The organism is Bradyrhizobium sp. PMVTL-01 (genome assembly GCF_051861855.1).
Taxonomy (GTDB): Bacteria; Pseudomonadota; Alphaproteobacteria; order Rhizobiales; family Xanthobacteraceae; genus Bradyrhizobium.
Window position 1 is genome coordinate 977,579 of record NZ_CP193982.1, and the last position, 21,339, is coordinate 998,917.

Annotated in this window: 14 protein-coding genes; 6 read left to right on the forward strand and 8 right to left on the reverse strand. The window is 65.8% G+C overall.

The window, feature by feature from the left end:
* Positions 1 to 74: 74 nt before the first annotated feature.
* Positions 75 to 518 (forward strand): NfeD family protein, encoded by a 444-nt coding sequence (locus tag ACRQ5Q_RS04600; RefSeq protein WP_439371320.1) that lies wholly within the window; start codon positions 75 to 77, stop codon positions 516 to 518.
* Between the two features lie 112 nt (positions 519 to 630).
* Here the strand turns inward: ACRQ5Q_RS04600 and ACRQ5Q_RS04605 are convergent, their stop codons facing one another.
* Positions 631 to 957 (reverse strand): winged helix-turn-helix transcriptional regulator, encoded by a 327-nt coding sequence (locus tag ACRQ5Q_RS04605; RefSeq protein WP_439371318.1) that lies wholly within the window; start codon positions 955 to 957, stop codon positions 631 to 633.
* Between the two features lie 72 nt (positions 958 to 1,029).
* On the opposite strand from ACRQ5Q_RS04605, the gene ACRQ5Q_RS04610 reads away from it, so the two are divergent.
* Positions 1,030 to 1,599, forward strand: a complete 570-nt coding sequence (locus tag ACRQ5Q_RS04610; protein WP_439396233.1) for a carboxymuconolactone decarboxylase family protein — start codon at positions 1,030 to 1,032, stop codon at positions 1,597 to 1,599.
* 243 nt (positions 1,600 to 1,842) lie between these two features.
* Here ACRQ5Q_RS04610 and ACRQ5Q_RS04615 read toward each other — a convergent pair whose 3' ends face one another.
* Positions 1,843 to 2,850, reverse strand: a complete 1,008-nt coding sequence (locus ACRQ5Q_RS04615; protein ID WP_439396234.1) for a KpsF/GutQ family sugar-phosphate isomerase — start codon at positions 2,848 to 2,850, stop codon at positions 1,843 to 1,845.
* Positions 2,851 to 3,043: 193 nt separating this feature from the next.
* Between ACRQ5Q_RS04615 and ACRQ5Q_RS04620 the strand changes: the two genes are divergently transcribed.
* The gene (locus ACRQ5Q_RS04620) at positions 3,044 to 4,786 is read left to right on the forward strand and encodes an outer membrane beta-barrel protein (protein ID WP_439396236.1); all 1,743 of its coding nucleotides are present in this window, start codon (positions 3,044 to 3,046) and stop codon (positions 4,784 to 4,786) included.
* 192 nt (positions 4,787 to 4,978) lie between these two features.
* Here ACRQ5Q_RS04620 and ACRQ5Q_RS04625 read toward each other — a convergent pair whose 3' ends face one another.
* Positions 4,979 to 6,430 carry a glutamate synthase subunit beta gene (locus ACRQ5Q_RS04625; RefSeq protein ID WP_439396238.1) on the reverse strand — a complete coding sequence of 484 codons (1,452 nt, stop codon included), beginning with the start codon at positions 6,428 to 6,430 and terminating at the stop codon, positions 4,979 to 4,981.
* Positions 6,431 to 6,605: 175 nt separating this feature from the next.
* Positions 6,606 to 11,339 (reverse strand): glutamate synthase large subunit, encoded by a 4,734-nt coding sequence (gene gltB, locus ACRQ5Q_RS04630; protein WP_439396240.1) that lies wholly within the window; start codon positions 11,337 to 11,339, stop codon positions 6,606 to 6,608.
* Between the two features lie 491 nt (positions 11,340 to 11,830).
* Between gltB and ACRQ5Q_RS04635 the strand changes: the two genes are divergently transcribed.
* The gene (locus tag ACRQ5Q_RS04635) at positions 11,831 to 12,574 is read left to right on the forward strand and encodes a hypothetical protein (RefSeq protein ID WP_439396242.1); all 744 of its coding nucleotides are present in this window, start codon (positions 11,831 to 11,833) and stop codon (positions 12,572 to 12,574) included.
* 110 nt (positions 12,575 to 12,684) lie between these two features.
* Here ACRQ5Q_RS04635 and ACRQ5Q_RS04640 read toward each other — a convergent pair whose 3' ends face one another.
* Positions 12,685 to 13,455, reverse strand: a complete 771-nt coding sequence (locus tag ACRQ5Q_RS04640) for an alpha/beta fold hydrolase (RefSeq protein ID WP_439396244.1) — start codon at positions 13,453 to 13,455, stop codon at positions 12,685 to 12,687.
* A 336-nt stretch (positions 13,456 to 13,791) separates the two neighbouring features.
* Positions 13,792 to 14,259, reverse strand: a complete 468-nt coding sequence (locus ACRQ5Q_RS04645; RefSeq protein WP_439371308.1) for an Hsp20 family protein — start codon at positions 14,257 to 14,259, stop codon at positions 13,792 to 13,794.
* A 217-nt stretch (positions 14,260 to 14,476) separates the two neighbouring features.
* On the opposite strand from ACRQ5Q_RS04645, the gene ACRQ5Q_RS04650 reads away from it, so the two are divergent.
* Positions 14,477 to 15,424 (forward strand): alpha/beta fold hydrolase, encoded by a 948-nt coding sequence (locus tag ACRQ5Q_RS04650; protein ID WP_439371306.1) that lies wholly within the window; start codon positions 14,477 to 14,479, stop codon positions 15,422 to 15,424.
* 275 nt (positions 15,425 to 15,699) lie between these two features.
* On the opposite strand, the gene ACRQ5Q_RS04655 is transcribed toward ACRQ5Q_RS04650, so the two are convergent.
* Positions 15,700 to 18,507: a di-heme-cytochrome C peroxidase gene (locus ACRQ5Q_RS04655; protein ID WP_439371304.1), complete on the reverse strand. Its 2,808-nt coding sequence runs from the start codon at positions 18,505 to 18,507 to the stop codon at positions 15,700 to 15,702.
* Positions 18,508 to 18,689: 182 nt separating this feature from the next.
* Entirely contained in the window at positions 18,690 to 20,486 is a 1,797-nt protein-coding gene (locus ACRQ5Q_RS04660; protein ID WP_439396245.1) for an adenylate/guanylate cyclase domain-containing protein, read from the reverse strand.
* A gap of 212 nt (positions 20,487 to 20,698) precedes the next feature.
* On the opposite strand from ACRQ5Q_RS04660, the gene ACRQ5Q_RS04665 reads away from it, so the two are divergent.
* Positions 20,699 to 21,331, forward strand: coding sequence for a LysE family translocator (locus tag ACRQ5Q_RS04665; protein WP_439396246.1), 633 nt, complete (start codon positions 20,699 to 20,701; stop codon positions 21,329 to 21,331).
* Positions 21,332 to 21,339: the final 8 nt, after the last annotated feature.

The window sequence follows — 21,339 nt, forward strand, 5'->3', positions numbered from 1 at the left end:
TACCGGTTTTCCCTCGCCACGAGCGCGGAATGTGTTTGCGCCGAGGGCATGCGCCACTCTGGAGAGGTCGTGTCATGACCGACATGTTCGTATCGCTCGGCACCTGGAATTGGCTGATCTTCGGCTTCATCCTGATGGCGCTGGAGACGATCGCGCCAGGCGTCTTCCTGTTCTGGCTCGGGCTCGCTGCTTTGCTGGTGGGCCTGATCTCGTTCGCCGTCCTTCTGTCCTGGCAGATCCAGCTCGTGATGTTCGCGGTGTTCGCGGCGGCAGCCGTCCCGGTCTGGCGCCGCCTCGCCCGGCCGAAACCCAATGAAAGCGCAAGCCCGTTCCTCAACAAGCGCACCGAGGCGCTGCTCGGGCGTGAGTTCACACTGGAGAAACCGATCATCGGCGGCAACGGCACGGTGCGTATCGATGATACGGTGTGGCGCGTTGCCGGCCCGGATACGCCCGCGGGCACGCGGGTCAAGGTGGTGCAGGTGGACGGCGCGAATTTGACGGTCGCGGCGGCGTAAAGACTCTTCCCCTCTCCCGTTGTGGCCCCTTGTGGGAGAGGGTGGCTCGCCGCGCAGCGGCGCTCCCGCAAGGGGAGAAGGAAGATCGGAGCGCGCATCGGCCTTACGAACTCTACCTCTTCCACCTCTCCGCAAACCGGTGCAGCGGCAAGACGATCTCGCACAACTCCCGCCCCAGCGCCGTCAGCCCATAGCCGCCGCCGTCGCCGAGCTCCACGAACCCCGCCTCGCGTAGCTCGGTCAGCCGTGCTTGAAGCACCGTGGGCGAAGCCTCGTCGCAGGCGGTGCGCAGGGCGCGCGAGGTGAGGGGCGCCTCGCGCAATTCCCATAATATTCGCAAGGCCCAGCGCCGGCCGAGCAGGTCGAGCAGCGCCATGATCGGCCGCCCGGTGCGCGAACCGCGGACGCTGCGTGTCTTTGAGCCGGCCTGGCTCGCCATCGGCGGTCCCTTGCGTCGTGCTACAAATAGTGTAGCGTATTGCTACGATAATTGTAGCAACGGAGACGGCACATGTCTTCCGCAGTGTCCCGGGCCATGCCGCGCATCGCGCCGCTCACCCCGCCTTATCCCCCGGAGATCCAGGCGCAGTTCGACCGCATCATGCGCGGCGCGCCGCCGCTGGTGCTGTTCCGGGTGATGGCGGGCCACACCCGCGCCTGGGACAAGTTCCGCGCCGGCGGACTGCTCGATCCCGGGCCGCTGTCGCTTCGCGACCGCGAGATCGTCATCGACCGCACCTGCGCGCTCAACAAATGCGAATATGAATGGGGCGTGCATGTTGCGATCTTCAGCGGGCTGGCAAAGCTTAGCGAGGACGAGGTCCGTGCCACCGTGCAGGGCGATGCGGCCTCACCCTGCTGGTCGCCGGCCGAGCAGGCGCTGATTGCGGCGGTGGACGCGCTGCACCACCGTGCGACGTTGGACGACGGAGAGTTCGCCGCGCTCGCGGCGCATTACGTCGAGGCGCAGATCCTGGAGATCATGCTCCTGTGCGGCTTCTATCGCACGGTGTCGTACCTGGCGAACGGGCTGCGACTGCCGCTGGAGGGGAAGGCGGCGCGGTTTCCGGCCGCGCTCTAACCGCCGTCATTGCGAGGAGCCCTTGCGACGAAGCAATCCAGCCTGTCTCCGCAGAGAGATTCTGGATTGCTTCGCTGCGCTCGCAATGACGGAGGAGAGAGGCGTGCCTCACCTCCACTGTCGTTCCGGGGCGCGCGAAGCGCGAGCCCGGACTCAATCGGGCAGCGACCTCGGAGTGAAATGGATTCCGGGCTCACGCCCAAGCAGGCGCGCCCCGGAATGACGTCGTGGAGAGATCGCGCCTTACGCCACGCCCGCCCTCAGCAAATCGTGCAGATGCACGATCCCCACCACCTTGTTCGCCTCGGTCACCAGCAGCGTCGTGATCTTGCGGGTGTTCAGCACTTCGATCATCTCGCTCGCCAGCATCGACGGCGGCACGGATTTCGGCTGCGTGGTCATGATCTCGTCGACCGTCGCCGTCAGAAGATCGGGCCGCATGTGGCGGCGCAGATCGCCGTCGGTGATGATGCCGACGGCCTCGCCCGCGTCGTTGACGATGCAGACGCAGCCGAGCCCTTTCGCGGACATCTCGACCACGGCGTCCGACATCCTGGTGCCCTCAGGCTTGACCGGGATCTCCGCGCCGGTGCGCATGTAGTCGCGGACGAATTTCAGCATCGCGCCCAGCTTGCCGCCGGGGTGGAAATGCGCGAATTCCAGCGCGGTGAAGCCGCGGCCTTCGAGCAGCGCGATCGCGATGGCATCGCCGATCGCCACCTGCATCATGGTCGAGGTGGTCGGCGCCAGATTGTGCGGGCAGGCCTCGCGTGCCTTGGGCAGCTCGATCACGATGTCGGCAGCCTGTCCCAGGGAGGACGCAGCGTTCGACGTCACCGCGATCATCGGGATCGCAAAGCGCGCCGAATAGTTCACGAGCGTCTTCATCTCCGGCTGCTCGCCGGACCAGGACAGCGCCATGATGACGTCGTCGGCGGTGATCATGCCGAGGTCGCCATGGGCGGCTTCCGCGGTGTGGACGAAGAAGGCGGGCGTGCCGGTCGAGGCCAGCGTCGCCGCGATCTTGCGCGCCATGTGCCCGGACTTGCCGAGCCCGGTGACGATGACGCGGCCCTTGGCGTTGCGGATCAGGTCGACCGCCTTGGCGAAGGTCGCGCCCAGCGGGCCGCGCAGCGCGGTGGCGAGGGCGTTGATGCCGCCGCTCTCCGTCTCAAGTGTGCGGAGCGCGGATTCGACGCTGGTAGGGATGGAGCCGGATGATTGGGTCATCAGCGGTTTCGAACTCGGCATGTCCAGATCCAGGGAGGAGGGGCGTTGGCCCGTTGGCGCCTGCTTAGCACGCCGCGGCGAGCGAGGCGACGAGTGCCCTAATGCCCTCAACCGGTCATTAACCATAATTGTTTTAAGTCCATTAACGATGGGTTCCCGCCAGCCGGTCGGAGGCCGTCTTGAAAGTATTTGATTTCGTTGGAGTTATACCGTCGTGGGGTCGTCTCCAGGCAGGGGCCGGAGCAAACGCGCGCATTTCCTGCGCGCCGCTTTGCCGTGCCTCGCGCTGACGGCCCTCGGCACCGTTCCGGCGGCGGCCCAGAGCATCACGCCCGACCTGTTCAATCCCAACCGCGGCGGCTTCGCCTCGCCCGACACGCTGCCGACGCGCCGCACGGCGGCCGTGCCGCAGGCGCCCTCGGACGCGCTGCCGACGCTCCCAGATCCCAATGCCGATCCGCGCAAGAGCCAGCAGGTGCCGGCGACCTCGCGCGTCGGGCAGGTGCCGACCTATGGCCTGCCCGCCGCCAATGGCGCCAGCGGCTCGGGCTACGACTCGTTGAACCGCAAGCGGCAGCAGCCAAAGCTCTATCCCGGCCAGCCGAAGCCGAAGCGCCCGCTCGGCCCGGGCTCGCCGCCCCCGTCGGCAACGCCGGTCAGGACGCTGGGTCCGCCGCGCATCGCGCCGCCGCCGTCCGAGAATGCGCACAAGACGCCGGTCGCCCCGGCGATGGCGGGCCACGTGCCCGGCCAGCCGCTGCGCCGTCGCCTCAAGGCCGATGACGACGCGTTCGGCGCGGTCGGCGATTACGCCGGCAGCTTCCTGATCAAGGGCGGGCTCGAGCTCTCCACCGGCTACGACACCAACCCGGCGCGCCTGAACAAGCCGGTGGGATCGCCGGTCTATGTCGTCGCGCCCGATCTTCTTGTCGCGTCCGACTGGGAGCGCCACGCGCTGATCGCGGACCTTCGCGGCTCGTTCTCGGGCTACACCAACAACATGCCGGCGACGATCAACGGGTTTGCCTCGCCATCTCCGGTCGAGATCGATCGCCCCGACTTCACCGGCCATGTCGACGGCCGCCTCGACGTCGACCGCGATCTCAAGCTGGCCTCGCAGCTGCGCCTGCGGCTCGCCACCGACAATCCCGGCAGCCCCAACGTGCAGGCCGGCCTGCAGAAATATCCGGTCTATGCCACCTATGGCACGACGATCGGCTTCGACCAGACCTTCAACCGCTTCGAGGTCGCCGCCGGCGCCACCGTCGATCGCACCGCCTACACCGATTCAAAGCTCACCGACGGCACGACGTTCAGCAACAACGACCGCGACTTCAACCAGTATGGCGGCGTCGGCCGCTTCTCCTACGATCTGAAGCCGGGGCTGAAGCCGTTCGTCGAGATCCAGGGCGACACCCGCGTCCACGACCAGGCCGCCGACCGCAACGGCTACCTGCGCGACTCAAACGGCGGCTACGCCAGGGTCGGCTCGTCCTTCGAGTTCTCGCGCATCCTCACCGGCGAGATCTCGGTCGGCTATTCCGCGCGCAACTATGTCGATCCGCGCCTCAGCCAGCTCTCCGGCTTCCTCACCGCGGGCTCGCTGATCTGGAATGCGAGCGGCCTCACCACGGTGAAATTCTTCACCGACACGCAGATCAACGAGACCACCGTCCCCGGCTCCTCCGGCGTGCTGGTGCACACCTACGCCGCCGAAGTCGACCACGACTTCCGCCGCTGGCTCACCGCCATCGGCAAGTTCACCTATGGCACCTACGACTACCAGAACCAGGGTCGCAACGACAAAACCTACTCGCTCGAAGGCAACCTGATCTACAAGCTCAACCGCAACCTCTGGATCAAGGGCACGCTGCGGCATGACATCCTGGATTCGAACCAGGCCGGATCGAGCTCGCAGGGCACGGTGGTGATGGTGGGCGTGAGGCTGCAGAATTAAGCGGGGCGGCGAGGCAGTGCTTGCCTGCACCGGCGCGGGTCGTGGGGCCGCTCTCGCCACCCACTCCGCTGTCAGGCCCCGGCTTGACCGGGGCATCCAGTACGCCGCGGCTCATCCGTCGTCTCGAATGCTGGATCGCCCGGTCAAGCCGGGCGATGACACCGTTTGCTGATTTGGCGGCCGAGCAAAAACTCAGCGCGGCAGATCCGTCTTCCCCATCAGGAACGTATCGATCGACCGGGCGCACAGCCGGCCCTCGCGGATCGCCCACACCACCAGCGACTGGCCGCGGCGCATGTCGCCGGCCGTGAACACGTTCGGGCGCGAGGTCTGGTAGTCGAGCGTGTTGGCCTTGACGTTGCCGCGCGGGTCGAGCTCGACCGAGAGCAGCTTCAAGAGGCCCTCGTGCACCGGGTGCACAAAACCCATCGCGAGCAGGACGAGCTCGGCATCGAGCTCGAACTCGGTGCCGGCAATCGGCTTGAACTTGTCGTCCACACGCACGCAGTGCAGCTTCTTGACCTTCCCGTTCTCGCCCGAGAACCTCTGGGTCAGCACGGCGTATTCGCGGATCGCGCCCTCGGCCTGGCTGGAGGAGGTGCGCATCTTCAGCGGCCAGTTCGGCCAGGTCAGGCCCTTGTTCTCGCGCTCGGGCGGGGCGGGCATGATCTCGAGCTGGGTCACCGAGAGCGCGCCCTGGCGCAGCGAGGTGCCGATGCAGTCCGAGCCGGTGTCGCCGCCGCCGATGACGACCACATGCTTGCCGCCGGCCAGAATCTCCTGGACGCCGTTCAGCGGCTCGCTGGAGACGCGGCGGTTCTGCTGCGGCAGGAAGTCCATGGCGTAGTGGATGCCCTGGAGATCGCGGCCGGGGATCGGCAGATCGCGCGGGGCTTCGGCGCCGCCGGTCAGCGCCAGCGCGTCGTACTCGTTGAGCATCTCGCGCGGATCGACATTGCCCTCGGCGCCGACATGGCTGTTGTAGTGGAAGGTGACGCCTTCGGCTTCCATCTGCTTGACGCGGCGGTCGATGACGCCCTTCTCCATCTTGAAGTCGGGGATGCCGTAGCGCAGCAGGCCGCCGGCCTTGGCATACTTCTCGTAGACATGCACGTCGTGGCCGGCGCGCGCGAGCTGCTGCGCGCAGGCCATGCCGGCCGGACCCGAGCCGATCACGGCGACCTTCTTGCCGGTCTTCACCGCGGCGACTTCCGGCTTCAGCCAGCCATTGTCCCAGGCGCGGTCGACGATCGCGCATTCGATGGTCTTGATGGTGACGGGGTTGTCGTCGATGTTGAGCGTGCAGGACGCTTCGCACGGCGCGGGGCAGATGCGGCCCGTGAACTCCGGGAAATTGTTGGTGGAGTGCAGATTGCGCGAGGCCTCTTCCCAATTGCCCTGGTAGACGAGGTCGTTCCAGTCGGGAATCTGGTTGTTGACCGGGCAGCCGGGCGTGCCGGGCGCGACCGAGCCGGTGCCGTGGCAATAGGGAATGCCGCAGTTCATGCAGCGCGCGGCCTGGTCGCGCACTTCCTTCTCGCTCAAGGGAACGACGAACTCGTTGTAATGCTTCACGCGCTCGGCGACCGGGGTGTACTTGCGGTCATGCCGTTCGATTTCCAGAAAACCCGTGATCTTGCCCATTAAACCCGAAGTCCCTGCCGCTTAATTCGTTTGTTGCTTCTTCAACCGTCATTGCGAGGAGCTCGTGACAAAATTGCTAGGCAATTTTGCACTGTAGCCACGAAGCAATCCAGTCTGTTGCTGAGGAGAAAGTCTGGATTGCTTCGCTGCGCTCGCAATGACGGGCGCTCTACTGTTACGCCCCGATCGCGATTTTCGGCTCGGCGTCCGCGTTGGCGGCCATTTCGCGCAGCGCGCGCCGGTACTCGACCGGCATCACCTTGCGGAATTTGGGCAGCCAGTCCTTCCAGCTGGCAAGGATCTCGGCGGCGCGCTTCGAGCCGGTCGCCTTGGCGTGGCGCGAGATCAGGACGTGCAGCCGCTCGACGTCGGAGGCGAGCAGGTTCTTGAACACGTCGACCCGGCCGTGCGCCTCGAGGTCACCGGAGTGGTTATAGGTGCCGGCATTGATCAGCTCTTCCGACAGCACCGGCTCGAGCTCGACCATCGCCATGTTGCACAGCTTGTCGAAGTCGCCGGCCTCGTCGAGCACGTAGGCAATGCCGCCCGACATGCCGGCCGCGAAGTTGCGCCCGGTCTTGCCGAGCACGACCACGATGCCGCCCGTCATGTATTCGCAGCAATGATCGCCCGCGCCCTCGACGACCGCCACGGCACCCGAGTTGCGCACGGCAAAACGCTCGCCGGCGATGCCGCGGAAGTAGCACTCACCCTCGATCGCGCCGTACATCACGGTGTTGCCGACGATGATGCTCTCTTCCGGCACGATGCCGCCGTTGCGCGGCGGCTTGACGATGATCTTGCCGCCCGAGAGGCCCTTGCCGACATAGTCGTTGCCTTCACCTTCGAGCTCGAAGGTGACGCCGTGGGCGAGCCAGGCGCCGAAGGCCTGGCCGGCGGTGCCCTTGAGGCTGACATGGATGGTGTCGTGCGGCAGGCCGGCATGGCCGTAGATCTTGGCGACCGCGCCCGACAGCATCGCACCAGCGGAGCGGTTGGTGCTGTTGATCGTGGCCTCGATCTTCACCGGCGCGCCGCGGTCGAGCGCGGGCTGCGCCTTCTCGATCAGCGTGCGGTCGAGCACCGCCTCCAGATGATGGTTCTGGCGCTCGGAGTGATAGATCTTCTGGCCCTTCTCTTCCTTCTGCTTGACGAACAGCTTCGAGAAATCGAGCCCCTTGGCCTTCCAGTGCGCGACCAGGCGGGTCTGGTCGAGCAGCTGCACCTGGCCGACCATCTCGTTGAAGGTGCGGAAGCCGAGCGAAGCCATGATCTCGCGGACTTCTTCCGCAACGAAGAAGAAGTAGTTGATTACGTGCTCGGGCTGGCCGGTGAAGCGCTTGCGCAGGACGGGGTCCTGGGTGGCGACGCCTACGGGGCAGGTGTTGAGATGGCACTTGCGCATCATGATGCAGCCGGCCGCAATCAACGGGGCGGTGGCGAAGCCGAACTCGTCGGCGCCGAGCAGCGCGCCGATCACGACGTCACGGCCGGTGCGGAAGCCGCCGTCGACCTGGACCACGATGCGGCTGCGCAGCCGCTCGCGCACCAGGGTCTGATGGGTCTCGGCGAGGCCGATCTCCCAGGGCGAGCCGGCGTGCTTGATCGAGGTCAGCGGCGAAGCGCCCGTTCCGCCCTCGAACCCTGCGATGGTGACATGGTCGGCGCGCGCCTTGGCGACGCCCGCCGCAACCGTGCCGACGCCGATCTCGGAGACCAGCTTGACCGAAACGTCGCCCGTCGGGTTGACGTTCTTGAGGTCGTAGATGAGCTGCGCCAGATCCTCGATCGAGTAGATGTCGTGGTGCGGCGGCGGCGAGATCAGGCCGACGCCCGGCGTCGAGTGCCGGACCTTGGCGATGGTCGCGTCGACCTTGTGGCCGGGCAACTGGCCGCCTTCGCCGGGCTTGGCACCCTGCGCCATCTTGATCTGCATCATGTCGGAGTTGACGAGATACTCCGTGGTGACGCCGAAGCGGCCCGAGGCGACCTGCTTGATCGCCGAACGCATGGAATCGCCGTTCGGCATCGGCTTGAAGCGGTCCGCTTCCTCGCCGCCTTCGCCGGTGTTCGACTTGCCGCCGATCCGGTTCATGGCGATCGCGAGCGTGGTGTGCGCCTCGCGCGAGATCGAGCCGAAGCTCATCGCACCGGTGGCGAAACGCTTGACGATGTCCTTGGCCGGCTCGACCTGGTCGATCGGGATCGGCTTGCGCTTCTCTTCCTCGGCGCTCTTGATCCGGAACAGGCCGCGCAGCGTCAAGAGGCGCTCCGACTGCTCGTTGAGGATCTTGGCGAAGGCGCGATAGCGCTCCTGCGAATTGCCGCGCGCGGCGTGCTGCAGCAGCGAGACCGATTCGGCGGTCCAGGCATGGTCCTCGCCGCGGCTGCGATAGGCATATTCGCCGCCGACATCGAGCGCGCTCTTGTAGACCTGCGCCTCGCCGAACGCGTCGGCATGGCGGCGCACGGCCTCTTCCGCGATCTCGGCGAGACCGACGCCCTCGACGCGGGTATGCGTGCCGGCGAAGAACTTCGAGACGAAGTCGGCCTTGAGGCCGACAGCGTCGAAGATCTGCGCGCCGCAATAGGACTGGTAGGTCGAGATCCCCATCTTGGACATCACCTTGAGCAGGCCCTTGCCGATCGACTTGATGTAGCGCTTGACGATCTCGTAGTCGTCGAGCGAGCCGGGCAGGCGGTCCTTCATCGCGATGATGGTCTCGAACGCCAGGTACGGGTTGATCGCTTCGGCGCCGTAGCCGGCGAGGCAGGCGAAGTGATGCACTTCGCGCGGCTCGCCCGATTCGACGACGAGACCGACCGAGGTGCGCAGTCCGACACGGATCAGATGATGATGCACGGCGGCGCAGGCCAGCAGTGACGGGATCGGCACGCGGTCGGTGCCGACCATGCGGTCGGACAGGATGATGATGTTGACGCCCTCGCGCACGGCGCTTTCGGCGCGCGCGCAGAGCTCGTCCAGCACCTGGTCCATGCCGGCCGCGCCGAGACCGGCGTGGAACGTGGTGTCCAGCGTGCGCGACTTGAAGTGGGAGTCGGCGACGTCGGAGATCGAGCGGATCTTTTCGAGGTCCGCGTCGGTCAGGATCGGCTGGCGCACTTCCAGGCGCTTGGTGGTGGCCATGCCCTGCAGGTCGAACAGGTTCGGCCGCGGTCCAATGATGGAGACGAGGCTCATCACCAGCTCCTCGCGGATCGGGTCGATCGGCGGGTTGGTGACCTGCGCGAAGTTCTGCTTGAAGTAGGTGAACAGCGGCTTGGCCTTGGCCGACAGCGCCGAGATCGGCGTGTCGTTGCCCATCGAGCCCGCGGCCTCCTCGCCCGTGGCCGCCATCGGCGTCATCAGGATGGTGATGTCCTCCTGGCTGTAGCCGAACGCCTGCTGACGGTCGAGCAGCGACAGGTTCGAGCGCACGCCTGTGGTCGGCACCTTCGGCAGCTCTTCGAGCACGATCTGGGTCCGCTCGAGCCACTCCTTGTAGGGATGGCTCCTGGCGAGCTCGGCCTTGATCTCGTCGTCCGGGATCAGGCGGCCCTGCTCGAGGTCGACCAGCAGCATCTTGCCGGGCTGCAGGCGCCACTTGGTGATGATCTGGTCCTCGGGGATCGTCAGCACGCCCATCTCGGACGCCATCACGATGCGGTCGTCCTTGGTCACGAGATAGCGCGCCGGCCGCAATCCGTTGCGGTCGAGCGTGGCGCCGATCTGGCGGCCGTCGGTGAACGCGATCGCGGCGGGGCCGTCCCACGGCTCCATCACCGCGGCATGATATTCGTAGAAGGCGCGCCGCTTCTCATCCATCAGCGGATTGCCGGCCCACGCCTCCGGAATCATCATCATCACCGCGTGCGGCAGCGAGTAGCCACCCTGCACCAGGAATTCCAGCGCGTTGTCGAAGCAGGCGGTGTCGGACTGGCCTTCGTAGGAGATGGGCCAGAGCCGGTTGATGTCCTTGCCGTAGAGCTCGGAGCTGACCGAAGCCTGGCGCGCCGCCATCCAGTTGACGTTGCCGCGCAGCGTGTTGATCTCGCCGTTATGCGCGATCATGCGGTAGGGATGCGCCAGCGACCACGCCGGGAAGGTGTTGGTGGAGAAGCGCTGGTGAACGAGCGCGAGCGCGCTCTCGAAGTCCGCCTCGTGCAGATCGGGATAGTACTTGCCGAGCTGGTCGGCGAGGAACATGCCCTTGTAGATCACGGTGCGGCAGGACATCGAGCACGGGTAATAGCCGGCGAGGCCGCGGTCGCGGCGCTGGTAGATCGCCTGCGAGATCGACTTGCGCAGGATGTAGAGCCGGCGCTCGAACTCGTCCTCGGTCTTGGCGGTGCCGTTGCGGCCGATGAACACCTGCATGCAGGCGGGCTCGGTCGGCTTCACGGTGACGCCGAGCGAGGAATTGTCGGTCGGCACGTCGCGCCAGCCGAGCAGGGTCAGGCCCTCTTCCTTGATCTGGTCGGCGATGATGCTCTTGATGACGTTGCGCCAGGCCGTGTCGCGCGGCATGAACAGCGCGCCGATGGCATACTCCCCGGGCGCCGGCAGCGCGAAGCCGAGCTCCTTGGCCTTGCGGCTGAAGAAGGCGTGCGGGATCTGCACCAGGATGCCGGCGCCGTCACCGGCGCGCGGGTCGGCACCGACGGCGCCACGATGCTCGAGGTTGCAGAGGATGCCGAGCGCGTCCGAGACGATCTCGCGCGACTTCTTGCCCTTGATGTTGGCGATGAAGCCGACACCGCAAGAGTCCTTCTCCAGGCTCGGATCGTAGAGACCTTCGGCCTTGGGCCGCGAATTGTGCTCCTGAATCGGATCGGTCGTTTTCGAGGCGACCGTCGCCGACAGCTCTTCTGCCACGATGTTTGCGCGCTCGAATTGCGACCCGTTCATTGTTCCTGTCCTCTCCATGCGGCAAGCTGCCTCACCGCTCTCTTCGGCGCACCTTGGGCGTTCCGCGGCACCCGCCTCTGGGTCACCGCTCGTCCGTTGCGAGCCGCATTTTCTTAAATTCAGGCCTCCGCGTTCTTCGTCCCCGAGAACGGCTTGGCCTGTTGCCTTATTGGTGCTCGAGAGCACCGACTTTCGTTGCAATCCCTGTGCCGGAACCGCAAACAAATTAAGACAGCTTTCCTGTCCTAACCATCACCTTGCCAAATTTTTGTCTACCACACAAGCGTGCGGAAGTCCCGATTCCCGATAAGTCAATCGATCGCTTTCCAAAAGTTGCGCGGCCCCGGTTTTGAAGCAAACGCGCCCTGAATCGGCCCTGCGGACGCCGAAATCGCCGCTGAAGCTTCGGATCGGCCCTCCGGGGGGCGCACCACGCCGCAAGAAGCGAAAGAGCTCACCCCGTTCGGGGGCCTGACAGGAGCGTCTCCACCATGAAGTTTTTCACAGGATGTATCACCGCTGCCGCGCTGGCGCTGGCCGCAGGCACGGCTCAAGCGCAGGTTCCCCCGAGCGGTATTTCGGGAGGGGCGATGATCGTGGTGTCGGATTTCGAGGGGCCCTATGCGCCGCCCGACGCCGCGCCGCCACCGCCGCCGCGCTATGGCTACGGCTATGACGAGCATGGCCCGGCCCCGGCACTGCTGCCGTCGACCGAAGTCTACGCGGTGCTGCGTGACAACGGCTTCTTGCCGCTCGGCATCCCCCGGTTGCGTGGCAGCGTCTACACCATCGCGGTGGTCGACCGCCGCGGCGACGACGGCCGGCTGGTGATCGACGCCCGCGACGGCCGGATCATCCGCTTCATGCCGGCGGCCGATGCCTACGGCATGGCGCCGCCCCATGAGGAGCGTGCGGTCGGCTCTTACGGCCCGCAGACCGCGCTGCCGCCGCCGACCATGATCCGCAGCGGCCCGCCGCGCCCGCCCGCTCCAATTCCGCATGTTGCCAAGCGCACCGTGCCGCTGCCCAAGGCGGCTCCGCAGCGCGGCGAGACGCCGGTCGCGCCGGTGGCGCAGCAGCCCGCACAGGCGCAAGCTCCGCAGCAGACCGCCGCCGTGCAGGCAAAGCCCGCCGAGGCCGCGCCGCAAGCCGCCGCGCCAACCGTCGGCGAGCCCAAGCCTGCTCCGACGATCCACCCGACGCAGGAGATGCCGGCCGCGCAGGGGCTGGATTAGCGCGACGCGAGTTTGACGCGGCAGTGCGCATCACACCTTCGCGCGGAGAGAGCTGGGCAAAACAAAAGGCGCCTGAGCAGTCAGGCGCCTTTTGCATTTCCGCCATCACCTCAGCTCCGCGGATACCCCGCCGCCTCCAGGATCAAATTCGCCACCTCCTTCGGATGCGACACCAGCGAGAGGTGGCCGGCGTCGAGCTCGACCGTGGTGGCGTTCATGCGCTTGGCGAGGAAGCGTTCGAGATCGGGATTGATGGTGTAGTCGTTCTTCGACACTGCGTACCAGCTCGGCTTGCTATGCCATGCCGCTTCCGTGGTGCGGCCGGCGAAGATCGAGGCTGCCGTCGGCCATTGCACGGCGTAGAGCTCCTTGGCCTGCTCGGGCTTCAGGCCATTGGCGAAATATTTCAGGAAGGACTCTTCCGACAGCTTGGTGTAGCCGTCGCGCTCGATGATGCCGGCGCGCACGGGGCCGGTCGGAAACTGTTTTGACAGTCCGACGAAATCTTCGTTCGCGTCGGGCGCGCGTGCGGCGACATAGACGAGCCCGGTGACCTTCTGATCGGTGCCGACCTGGCTGATCACGGTGCCGCCCCAGGAATGCGCGACCAGCACGGTCGGCCCATCCTGCTCGGCCAGCGCACGCCTGGTCGCCTCGACGGAGTCGGCGAGGGACGACAGCGGATTCTGCACGGCTGTCACGTGAAGGCCCGCGGCCTGGAGGATCGGGATCACCTCCGACCAGCTCGAGCCGTCGGCCCAGGCGCCGTGCACCAGCACGACGTTCTTCGCCTTCACCGTCTGCGGTGTCTGCGCGTGGGCAAGGCTGAGAGGGGCCGCCAGCAGGCTCGCGGCGAGGAAAAGGCTGCGCCAAAGGGTCATGATCGTTCTCCGTCTCGTTTCGGTGTTCGATGTCCAAAGGACGGGGCGCGGGGCAGCGGCGTTACGCTCGGTCACTTACCTGTGAGAAGCGTCCCGGCCGGGCTCGTACGGGACGCGTGCGCGAGCTTACGCGGCGGGAGCAACGTAGAGCGGCCGGCCCAACCTGTATTTCCATTTCAACCGAAAACTGCCGCTGGATTCTGCGGCGATACGAAATAGCGACGGAGGCGTAGCCGGGGGGCTACTCGCGGCGTTTCGCGACCACGGTGGGCGCAAATAAAAAAACGCCCCGGGGCACCGGGGCGTTTTCTCAAACCTGGAAGTGGCGTGCCGTGCTTAGGCGGCGTGCGCGGCCGAGTTCTCGATCACTTGCGCCTTCGGGGCGCTGGTGTTGATCGCGATCTGGCGCGGCTTCTTGGCCTCGGGAATCTCGCGGACGAGATCGACGTGAAGCAGGCCGTTCTCGAGCGAGGCGTCCTTCACCTGCACGAAGTCGGCAAGCTGGAAGGCGCGCTCGAAGGCACGCGCGGCGATGCCGCGATAGAGCACTTCGGATTTCGAGTTCTCGTTGGCGACCTTCTCGCCCTTGATCGTCAGCGTGTTTTCCTTCGCGACGATGGAGAGCTCGTCCTTGGCGAAGCCCGAGACCGCGACAGTGATGCGGTAGGCGTTCTCGCCGGTGCGCTCGATATTGTAGGGGGGATAGCCGGGGCTGCCGTCAGAGCCGGCCTGGTCGAGCAGGTTGAACAGACGGTCGAAGCCGACGGTGGAACGATAGAACGGGGTGAGATCGTAGGTACGCATGGTCAAGTCCTCCATTGAGCGACTGTTGGGTAACCCGCCCGCCATCGGGCCGGGCTTTAGTCTGTGTGCAGCCTGATGTTCCGGTTCCGAAACACTGGTAGCGGCCTGCACGAAGGTGATATGGGTGGGGTGAGACGGCGTTCAAGAGGGCGGCAACAGCGCCTTTTCGGCGCTCCCGCCCTTGATTTGCAGCACTTCGCGCCCAGCCCTCCGAACCATGACGCTGCTCTCGATCCCGTCCAACCCCGTTCCCGAAAACGTCGTCAGCGGCACCATCAAGACGCCCGATGGCGCCGAGCTGCGCTTTGCGCGTTGGGCGCCTCCGGCGGGCCGCAAGGGCACGGTCTGCATCTTCACCGGGCGCAGCGAGCAGATCGAGAAATATTTCGAGACCGTGCGCGACCTGCGCGACCGCGGCTTTGCGGTGGCGATGATCGACTGGCGCGGGCAGGGCCATTCCTCGCGGCGGCTGCGCGATCCGCGCAAGGGCTATGTGCGCGATTTCTCCGATTTCGAGATCGACGTCGAAACCTTCGTGCAGCAGGTGGTGCTGCCGGATTGCCCGCCACCCTTCTTCGCGCTTGCCCATTCCATGGGCGGCACGGTGTTGCTGCGGGTTGCGCATGCCGGCAAGCGCTGGTTCGACCGCATGGTGCTGTCGGCGCCGATGATCGACCTGCCCGGACGCACCACCGCGTTTCCGGCGCGGGCGCTGCTGAGGACGATGCGCCTGATGGGGATGGGCGGCCGCTATGTTCCCGGCGGCAGCGATCGCATCACCGGGCTCGACCCCTTCATCAACAATCCCCTGACGAGCGATCCCGTTCGCTATGCACGCAACGCCGCGATCCTGGAGGAGGATCCGACGCTCGGGCTCGCCTCACCCACGGTCGCCTGGGCCGACACCGCCTTCCGTACCATGCAGACCTTCAAGGGCATGAACTATCCCTCCGAGATCCGCCAGCCGATCCTGATGCTGGCGGCCTCCAACGACACCGTGGTCTCGACCGCGGCGATCGAGGAGTTCGCCTATCACTTGCGCGCCGGGTCGCATCTCGTGATCGCCGGCGCCAAGCACGAGATCCTCCAGGAGCAGGACCGCTACCGCTCCCAGTTCTGGGCCGCCTTCGACGCCTTCGTGCCGGGCACGCCATTGTTCAAGTGAGGTCTATCCGCGAGGGCGGTGCGCTCCCTCGCCTTGCGGGGAGAGGGTCGGGGTGAGGGGGAGTCCCCGCGGGGGCGGTGAGAGTCGGACTCTCGGAGAGCGCCCCCATTCTCCGTCATCGCGAGGAGCCCTTGCGACGAAGCAAATCCAGACTGTCTCCGCGGAGAGATTCTGGATTGCTTCGCTGCGTCGCAATGACGGCGTGGATGTATCCTGACCGCTTCCTGCATCCGCCTTCGCTGCTGCTTCGGCGGACAAGAGCGGGTAAAGCCAGCTCACAGCGTCTTCAGATACTCGATCAGGTCGTAGCGCTCTTGCTCCTTGAGGACGCGGCCGATGGTGCCGTCCTTGCCGGGGCCTGGCGTGCCGTCGAAGGAGTGGCCGGCATTGCTGTTGCCGTACATCTCGGTGCCGTCGGACGCGCGCGTCGAGAAGCGCGACTGCCCGGTCTTGCAGCTTTCGCCGTCGGAAACTGCAAAGCCCACCTGCTTCGGATCGTAGTCGCGGCCACCACCCATGCAGAACGATTTGGGGCGCTCGGCCGCGGGGCTCAGCATCCAGTAGAGCGACGGCACCGATCCGTTGTGCAGGTACGGTGCGGTGGCCCAGACGCCGTTGAGCGGGCGCGCGCGATACCAGGGCCCCGGCTCCTTCTTGTCGGGCGGCTGCGGACCGGGATTCGGGCAGTTCTTGCGCTTGCCCCACCAGGCCTGCTGGACCTTCGGCTCGATCTTGGCATCGTCCATCGCCTTGCGGGCGACGATGTCGACGAGCACCATCAGGCCGAGCGAGTAGGGCATGTCGGTCGACGAAACATCCGGCAGATTGCAACTCCACCAGGCATTGAGGTTCTGCGTGGGATCGAGCTTGAGAAAGCCCGGCACCTGAACCGTCCGCGTCGCCAGCACGTTGGCCTGGGCGGGGTCGGTCCCCATGCCCTTGGCGCTTTTCTGGACCTCGTTCAGGAATTTGTCGTCGCCGATGGTTTCCCAGCGTGCCGACGACCAGATGCTTTGCTGCGGAAATTCGGTGTCGAACACGGGATCGTTGACCGGACCGAGATGACATTCGGTGCAGATCTCCGCATAGAGCTTGCGGCCGCGTTTGACGCGGTCGCCATCGATCTTCCAGGCATCATCGCCGAAGATGTCCGACGGCCATTTCGGCGACGTCAGCCCGGAGAGCTGCTTCTTCGGATAGGGCGCCTGCCCCTTCAGCAGATCCTCGATCCAGTTCAGGTTCTTGATGTCCATCGAGGAGCGGAACAGCGTGTCCCTGGGCGTATTGTCGGACAAATTGAGCAGCGCGGTCACGCCCAGCGCTTCGCCGGAATTGCGGATCAGCGGCTGTTCGATCGACGCGTCGTATTGCGCGTATTTGAGCCAGGGCACGGTCCAGATCGGCGGGAAGCTGACCGGCGCGTCCTTGGCGTGCAGATTCTTCTCGAAGCCGCTGAGGCCGCTGAGCGCCATGTCCTGGGAGAAGACCTGGTTGCCGATGCGGTTGAGCGCGTCGAGGCGGCCATAGCCTTCCTCCGTGTCCTGCTGCGGCTCGTCCCGCTTGGTCTTCTCGTTGAACCGCGTCTTGCCCTCGATGGTCTTGGTGTAGGTCTTCTCCCAGTCAACCAGGAACGTGCCGATCGCGCTCAGCTTCTGCTTCAGCGCATCGCGGTCCGCATCGCTGGCGGAGGGGCCGAGCACGCGGTCGGCGAAGCGCGTGAAGCGGCCCGGGACGTAGAGCGTGTAGGCGATCGACAGGCCGGTCGTGATCTCGAGCTTCCGGAGGTCGGTCATCGCCGGGCCGCCGTCGAAACGAATGTCGATGCCCTTGTAGTGGATCTGGCCAGTGTGGCAGGCAGCGCAGGTCAGGCCGATCCGGTCCTCGCCGATCTGCCCCGTCGCGGGATCGGGTACGCCGGTCATGCGTGCAAAGCCGACGGGCAGGCCGCCAACGTTCTCGGCCTGGGCACCCCAGTTGACCGGCGGCTCCCAGAGCCGCGCCGGCACCGGCTTCGTCTTGTCGTAGACGTTGGCATAGCCGAACCGGCGCAGCGTGGCGTCGTCGGCGTTGATCGTCGGCGGGCTCGGGATGAAGCCGAAGCGCTGCAGATGGTCGCTGTCATGCAGCATCCCGGGCATTGCGAAGAAATGAAGCCGCGGCTGCTCGAGCGCCATGAACCAGCGATAGGGCACCGGGAAGGTCGCGGTGCCCTGGCTGGTGTGATGAAACCAGTGCCGATCCTCCAGCGCCCAGTTCTGCTCGAGCCAGTACGCGGCGCGCGCTTCGACGTGCGCAGGCAATGGCGGCGCCACCAGGTTGCCGAGCATGCCGGGCAGCATCGGCTGGAATTGATCCGGAAAGCGCAGCGCCACGATGCCAAAGACGAGGAGCGCGGCGACGAGTCCGCCGGCAGCGCGCAAGATCAGCGACGGCGGGGTGACCGGCTGGCTGACCATCCGCTGCGTGATCCTGTCGGGAAACTTGCGCTCGTTGAACAATGTCCTCACCTCGGCCACGCTGAGATAGCGGTCATCACCCTGACCCTTGCCCATGATCTTGAGCAGAACTGGCCATTCGAACTTCATCAGGATCGGGTAGTACCAGCGCGCTTGCCTGCCGGCGCGCTTGAGGTTGTCCTTCATGAAGGTCTGGATTTGCGAGGCGTCGAGCCCCGTCTCTGTGCCGCCATCGGGGTCGGTATAGGTGCCGCCGAAGCTGGCGAGCCGCGCGATCTCGTCCTCGTTGACGTGTCCGTCGACGCCGAGGATGCGCGAGCCGGCGCCGAGCTTGTCGAGCGGGCCGCCGCGCAAGCCATTGAGCTGCGCGCCCCAGAAGATGCTTTGCAGGATGTGACAGGCGCCGTTGGCGATCAGCGCGACGCCGCGGACCTCGATGCGGGCCGAGGTCTTCTTGAGCCCCGTCTCGCCGCTTGCATTCGCGATGGTCTGCGACAGCGTCCGCAGCGGGACGGTGCCGCCGTCGACGAAGCCTTCGCCGACGAGGCCGCGCAGGAATGGACAGGGATTGTTCGGCGAGACCTGGATCGAGGGGTCGAAGGGCGGCTTCGAAGCGCGGTCATGCATGGCCCAAAATCCTGAAAACAGCGAATCGAAAAAAGACGCGCTGATCAAGCGCGCAAAGTCCTAACAAACCGACAGCAGAGTATACTACTTCAGCGTGTGATGAAGTGTGGCTGATTTCACTGTCCTGTCAACAACAGCGGACGCGAGCAGCTTGCCGCGCAGGATGGGGCCGTCGCGGCTCGTCAGGACTCGGCGGCGCGTTTGACGTCGCTCTGGACCAGGGTCAGCTTGCCGAGCGGCACGCCGGCCTTCAGCAGTCCCTCGCGGTAATGGGCGAGGTTCTCCGGGCGCTTCCAGTGAAAATTGCGCAGGTGACGGTCAACGTTCAGGGTCGGGTAGTTCGTCATGAGCACCTTGGTGGCCTCGTCGGCCTCGTCGGTCCGCCCGAGTTGCGCCAGCGCCGCGGCGCGGATCGCCAGCGCCTGCATGTGGTTCGGGTTGATGTAGAGCTGCTCGCGGGCCCACGACAGGGTCGCGTCATATTGTCTTAGGAGATAATGGCTGAAGGCGTTCAGCGCGGCCCATTGGTAGCGCGGGTCGCTGTTGTCGCGCTGCGCCGCCATCGAGAACAGCTCGATCGCCTCGCGATGCTCGCCGATGACGAAATGGCAGATGCCGAGCACGCCGCGTGCGCCGTGGTCATAGGGGTTGAGCGCGACCGCCCGTTTGGCGGCGTCCATCGCGGCCTCGTAATGTCCCTCCATCGCATGGGCCCAGGACAGGATCGAGAACGCGAAGGAGGAGCGCGGGTCGAGCCGGACGCTGGTCTCGGCGAGGTTCATCGCCTCGGCCCACATCTCCCTTGTGCCCTTGACCCAGCCGAACTGGATGCTCTGGATCTGGATCGTGGCGAGATAGGCATGCGCGATCGACAGCTTGGGATCGAGCTGGATCGCCTCCCGGAACAGGTCGACCGCGGCGGCCAGATCTTCCTTGGTCTGCCGGTAGTAGTGCGACAGTCCCTTGAGGAAGCGGTCCCAGGCCGAGACGTCGGTCGAGAGCCGCGCCGGCGAGGATGCTTCCGCCCGGACGATCTCGGTGGCGATGGCGGCGGACAGGTTGGTGGTGATCTCGTCCTGCATCGCGAACAAATCGCCGATGTCGCGGTCGTAGCGCCCGGTCCAGAGCTGCTCGCCGGTCTCCGGCGCGATCAGCTCGGCGGTGACGCGGATCTTGGCGCCGGCGCGCCGCACCGAGCCCTGGATCAGATAGGTGGCGTCGATCTCGCGCGCGATCAGGCGCGTGCTCAGATTCTTGCCCTTGAAGGCGAAGGTCGAGTTGCGGCTCAGTACGCGATAGAAGGATTGCAGCGAGAGCGCGTGGATCAGATCCTCGGTGAGGCCGTCGGAGAAATATTCGTCCTGGGCGTCGCTGAGATTGGCGAAGGGCAGCACGCCGACGATCGCCGTGCGGTACTGCTGCGAGAGGACGGATGCCTCCCGAAGCTCCGGCGCGAGCGCGGGCGCGCCCTCGGGCATCCAGGTAAAGACCCCGACCGCATCCTTGATGTTCTTGAAGCGATGGTTGCCGGCATCGGTCAGCGGCACGGTGAGATGCTTGCACGCCTCCCGGTAGGCCTTGGCCGAGATGGCGAAGCCGCCGGGGCGCGCCACCGATTCGAGGCGGACGGCAATATTGACATCGTCACCGAAGACCTCGTCCTCGTCGGCGATGACGTCGCCCATGTGGATGCCGAGCCGGAATTGCATGGCGCGATCGGCGGGCAGATGGTGGTTCCGCTCCGCCATCAGCGTCTGCATCGCGATCGCCGCCTCGGTGGCGCCGACGATGGAGGCGAACTCCAGCAGGAAGCCGTCGCCGGTGTTCTTCACGACGCGGCCGCCGTGATTGAGGATGATGGGGTGAATCGCAGCGCGATGGGCCTTGAAGGCGGCATGGGTGCCGGCTTCGTCGCTGCCCATCATGCGCGAATAGCCGGCGACATCGGCGCAGACGATGGCTGCCAGACGTCTTTCCATATCCTCGGAGCTCCAAGGGAGGGGGACCGGCCACGGCGTGGCAGTCGCCTCGAATCGCGGATTTCAAGAACCCTGCCTTTATAAAGCAGATGCGGCCGTGTGAAAGTATCAACCGCATTGCAAATTCGACGTAAATCCTGCGCAATCCCGGCGGTGGACGGGGCGGAGCGAACCGATTAAGCCCGGTTTGACGGCACCGGGGGGCATTTCGCATGGTGGGCATTCACGAAATCTGGCTCTTCGTCCTGTCCGGCATACTGCTCAACATCACGCCCGGGCCCGATAGCGTCTACGTGATCGGCCGCAGCATGCAGATGGGCTGGCGGGGCGGAGCCGCCGCCGCTTTCGGTATCAGTTGCGGCTGCTTTTTCCATGTCGCGGGCGCGGCGATCGGCCTTTCGGCCCTGCTGATGGCCTCCTCGACGGCTTTCTCGATCCTGAAGCTGGTCGGCGCGGCCTATTTGGTCGTGACAGGCCTCCTGATGCTGTGGTCGCGGCCGGCGCTGGCGTTGGCCACCGACGAGCCGGAGCGGAGTTCGCTGAGGCGGGTGTTCCTGCAGGGCGTCTTCACCAACGCGCTCAATCCCAAGGTCGCGCTGTTCTTCCTGGCTTTCCTGCCGCAATTCGTCGCAGCTGACGCGCCCCACAAGCCGCTCGCCTTCCTGACGCTCGGGCTGATCTTCATCTTTACGGGAACGCTGTGGTGCCTGGTGCTCGCGGCCTTTGCGGCCAAGGCCTCCCATCGCCTGCGGAGCTCCGAGGGCGCGATCGCCTGGGTCAATCGCGCGCTCGGCGGCCTCTTCATCTATCTCGGTATCCGCGTCGCAATGCTGGAGAGCCGGTAAATCGTTCG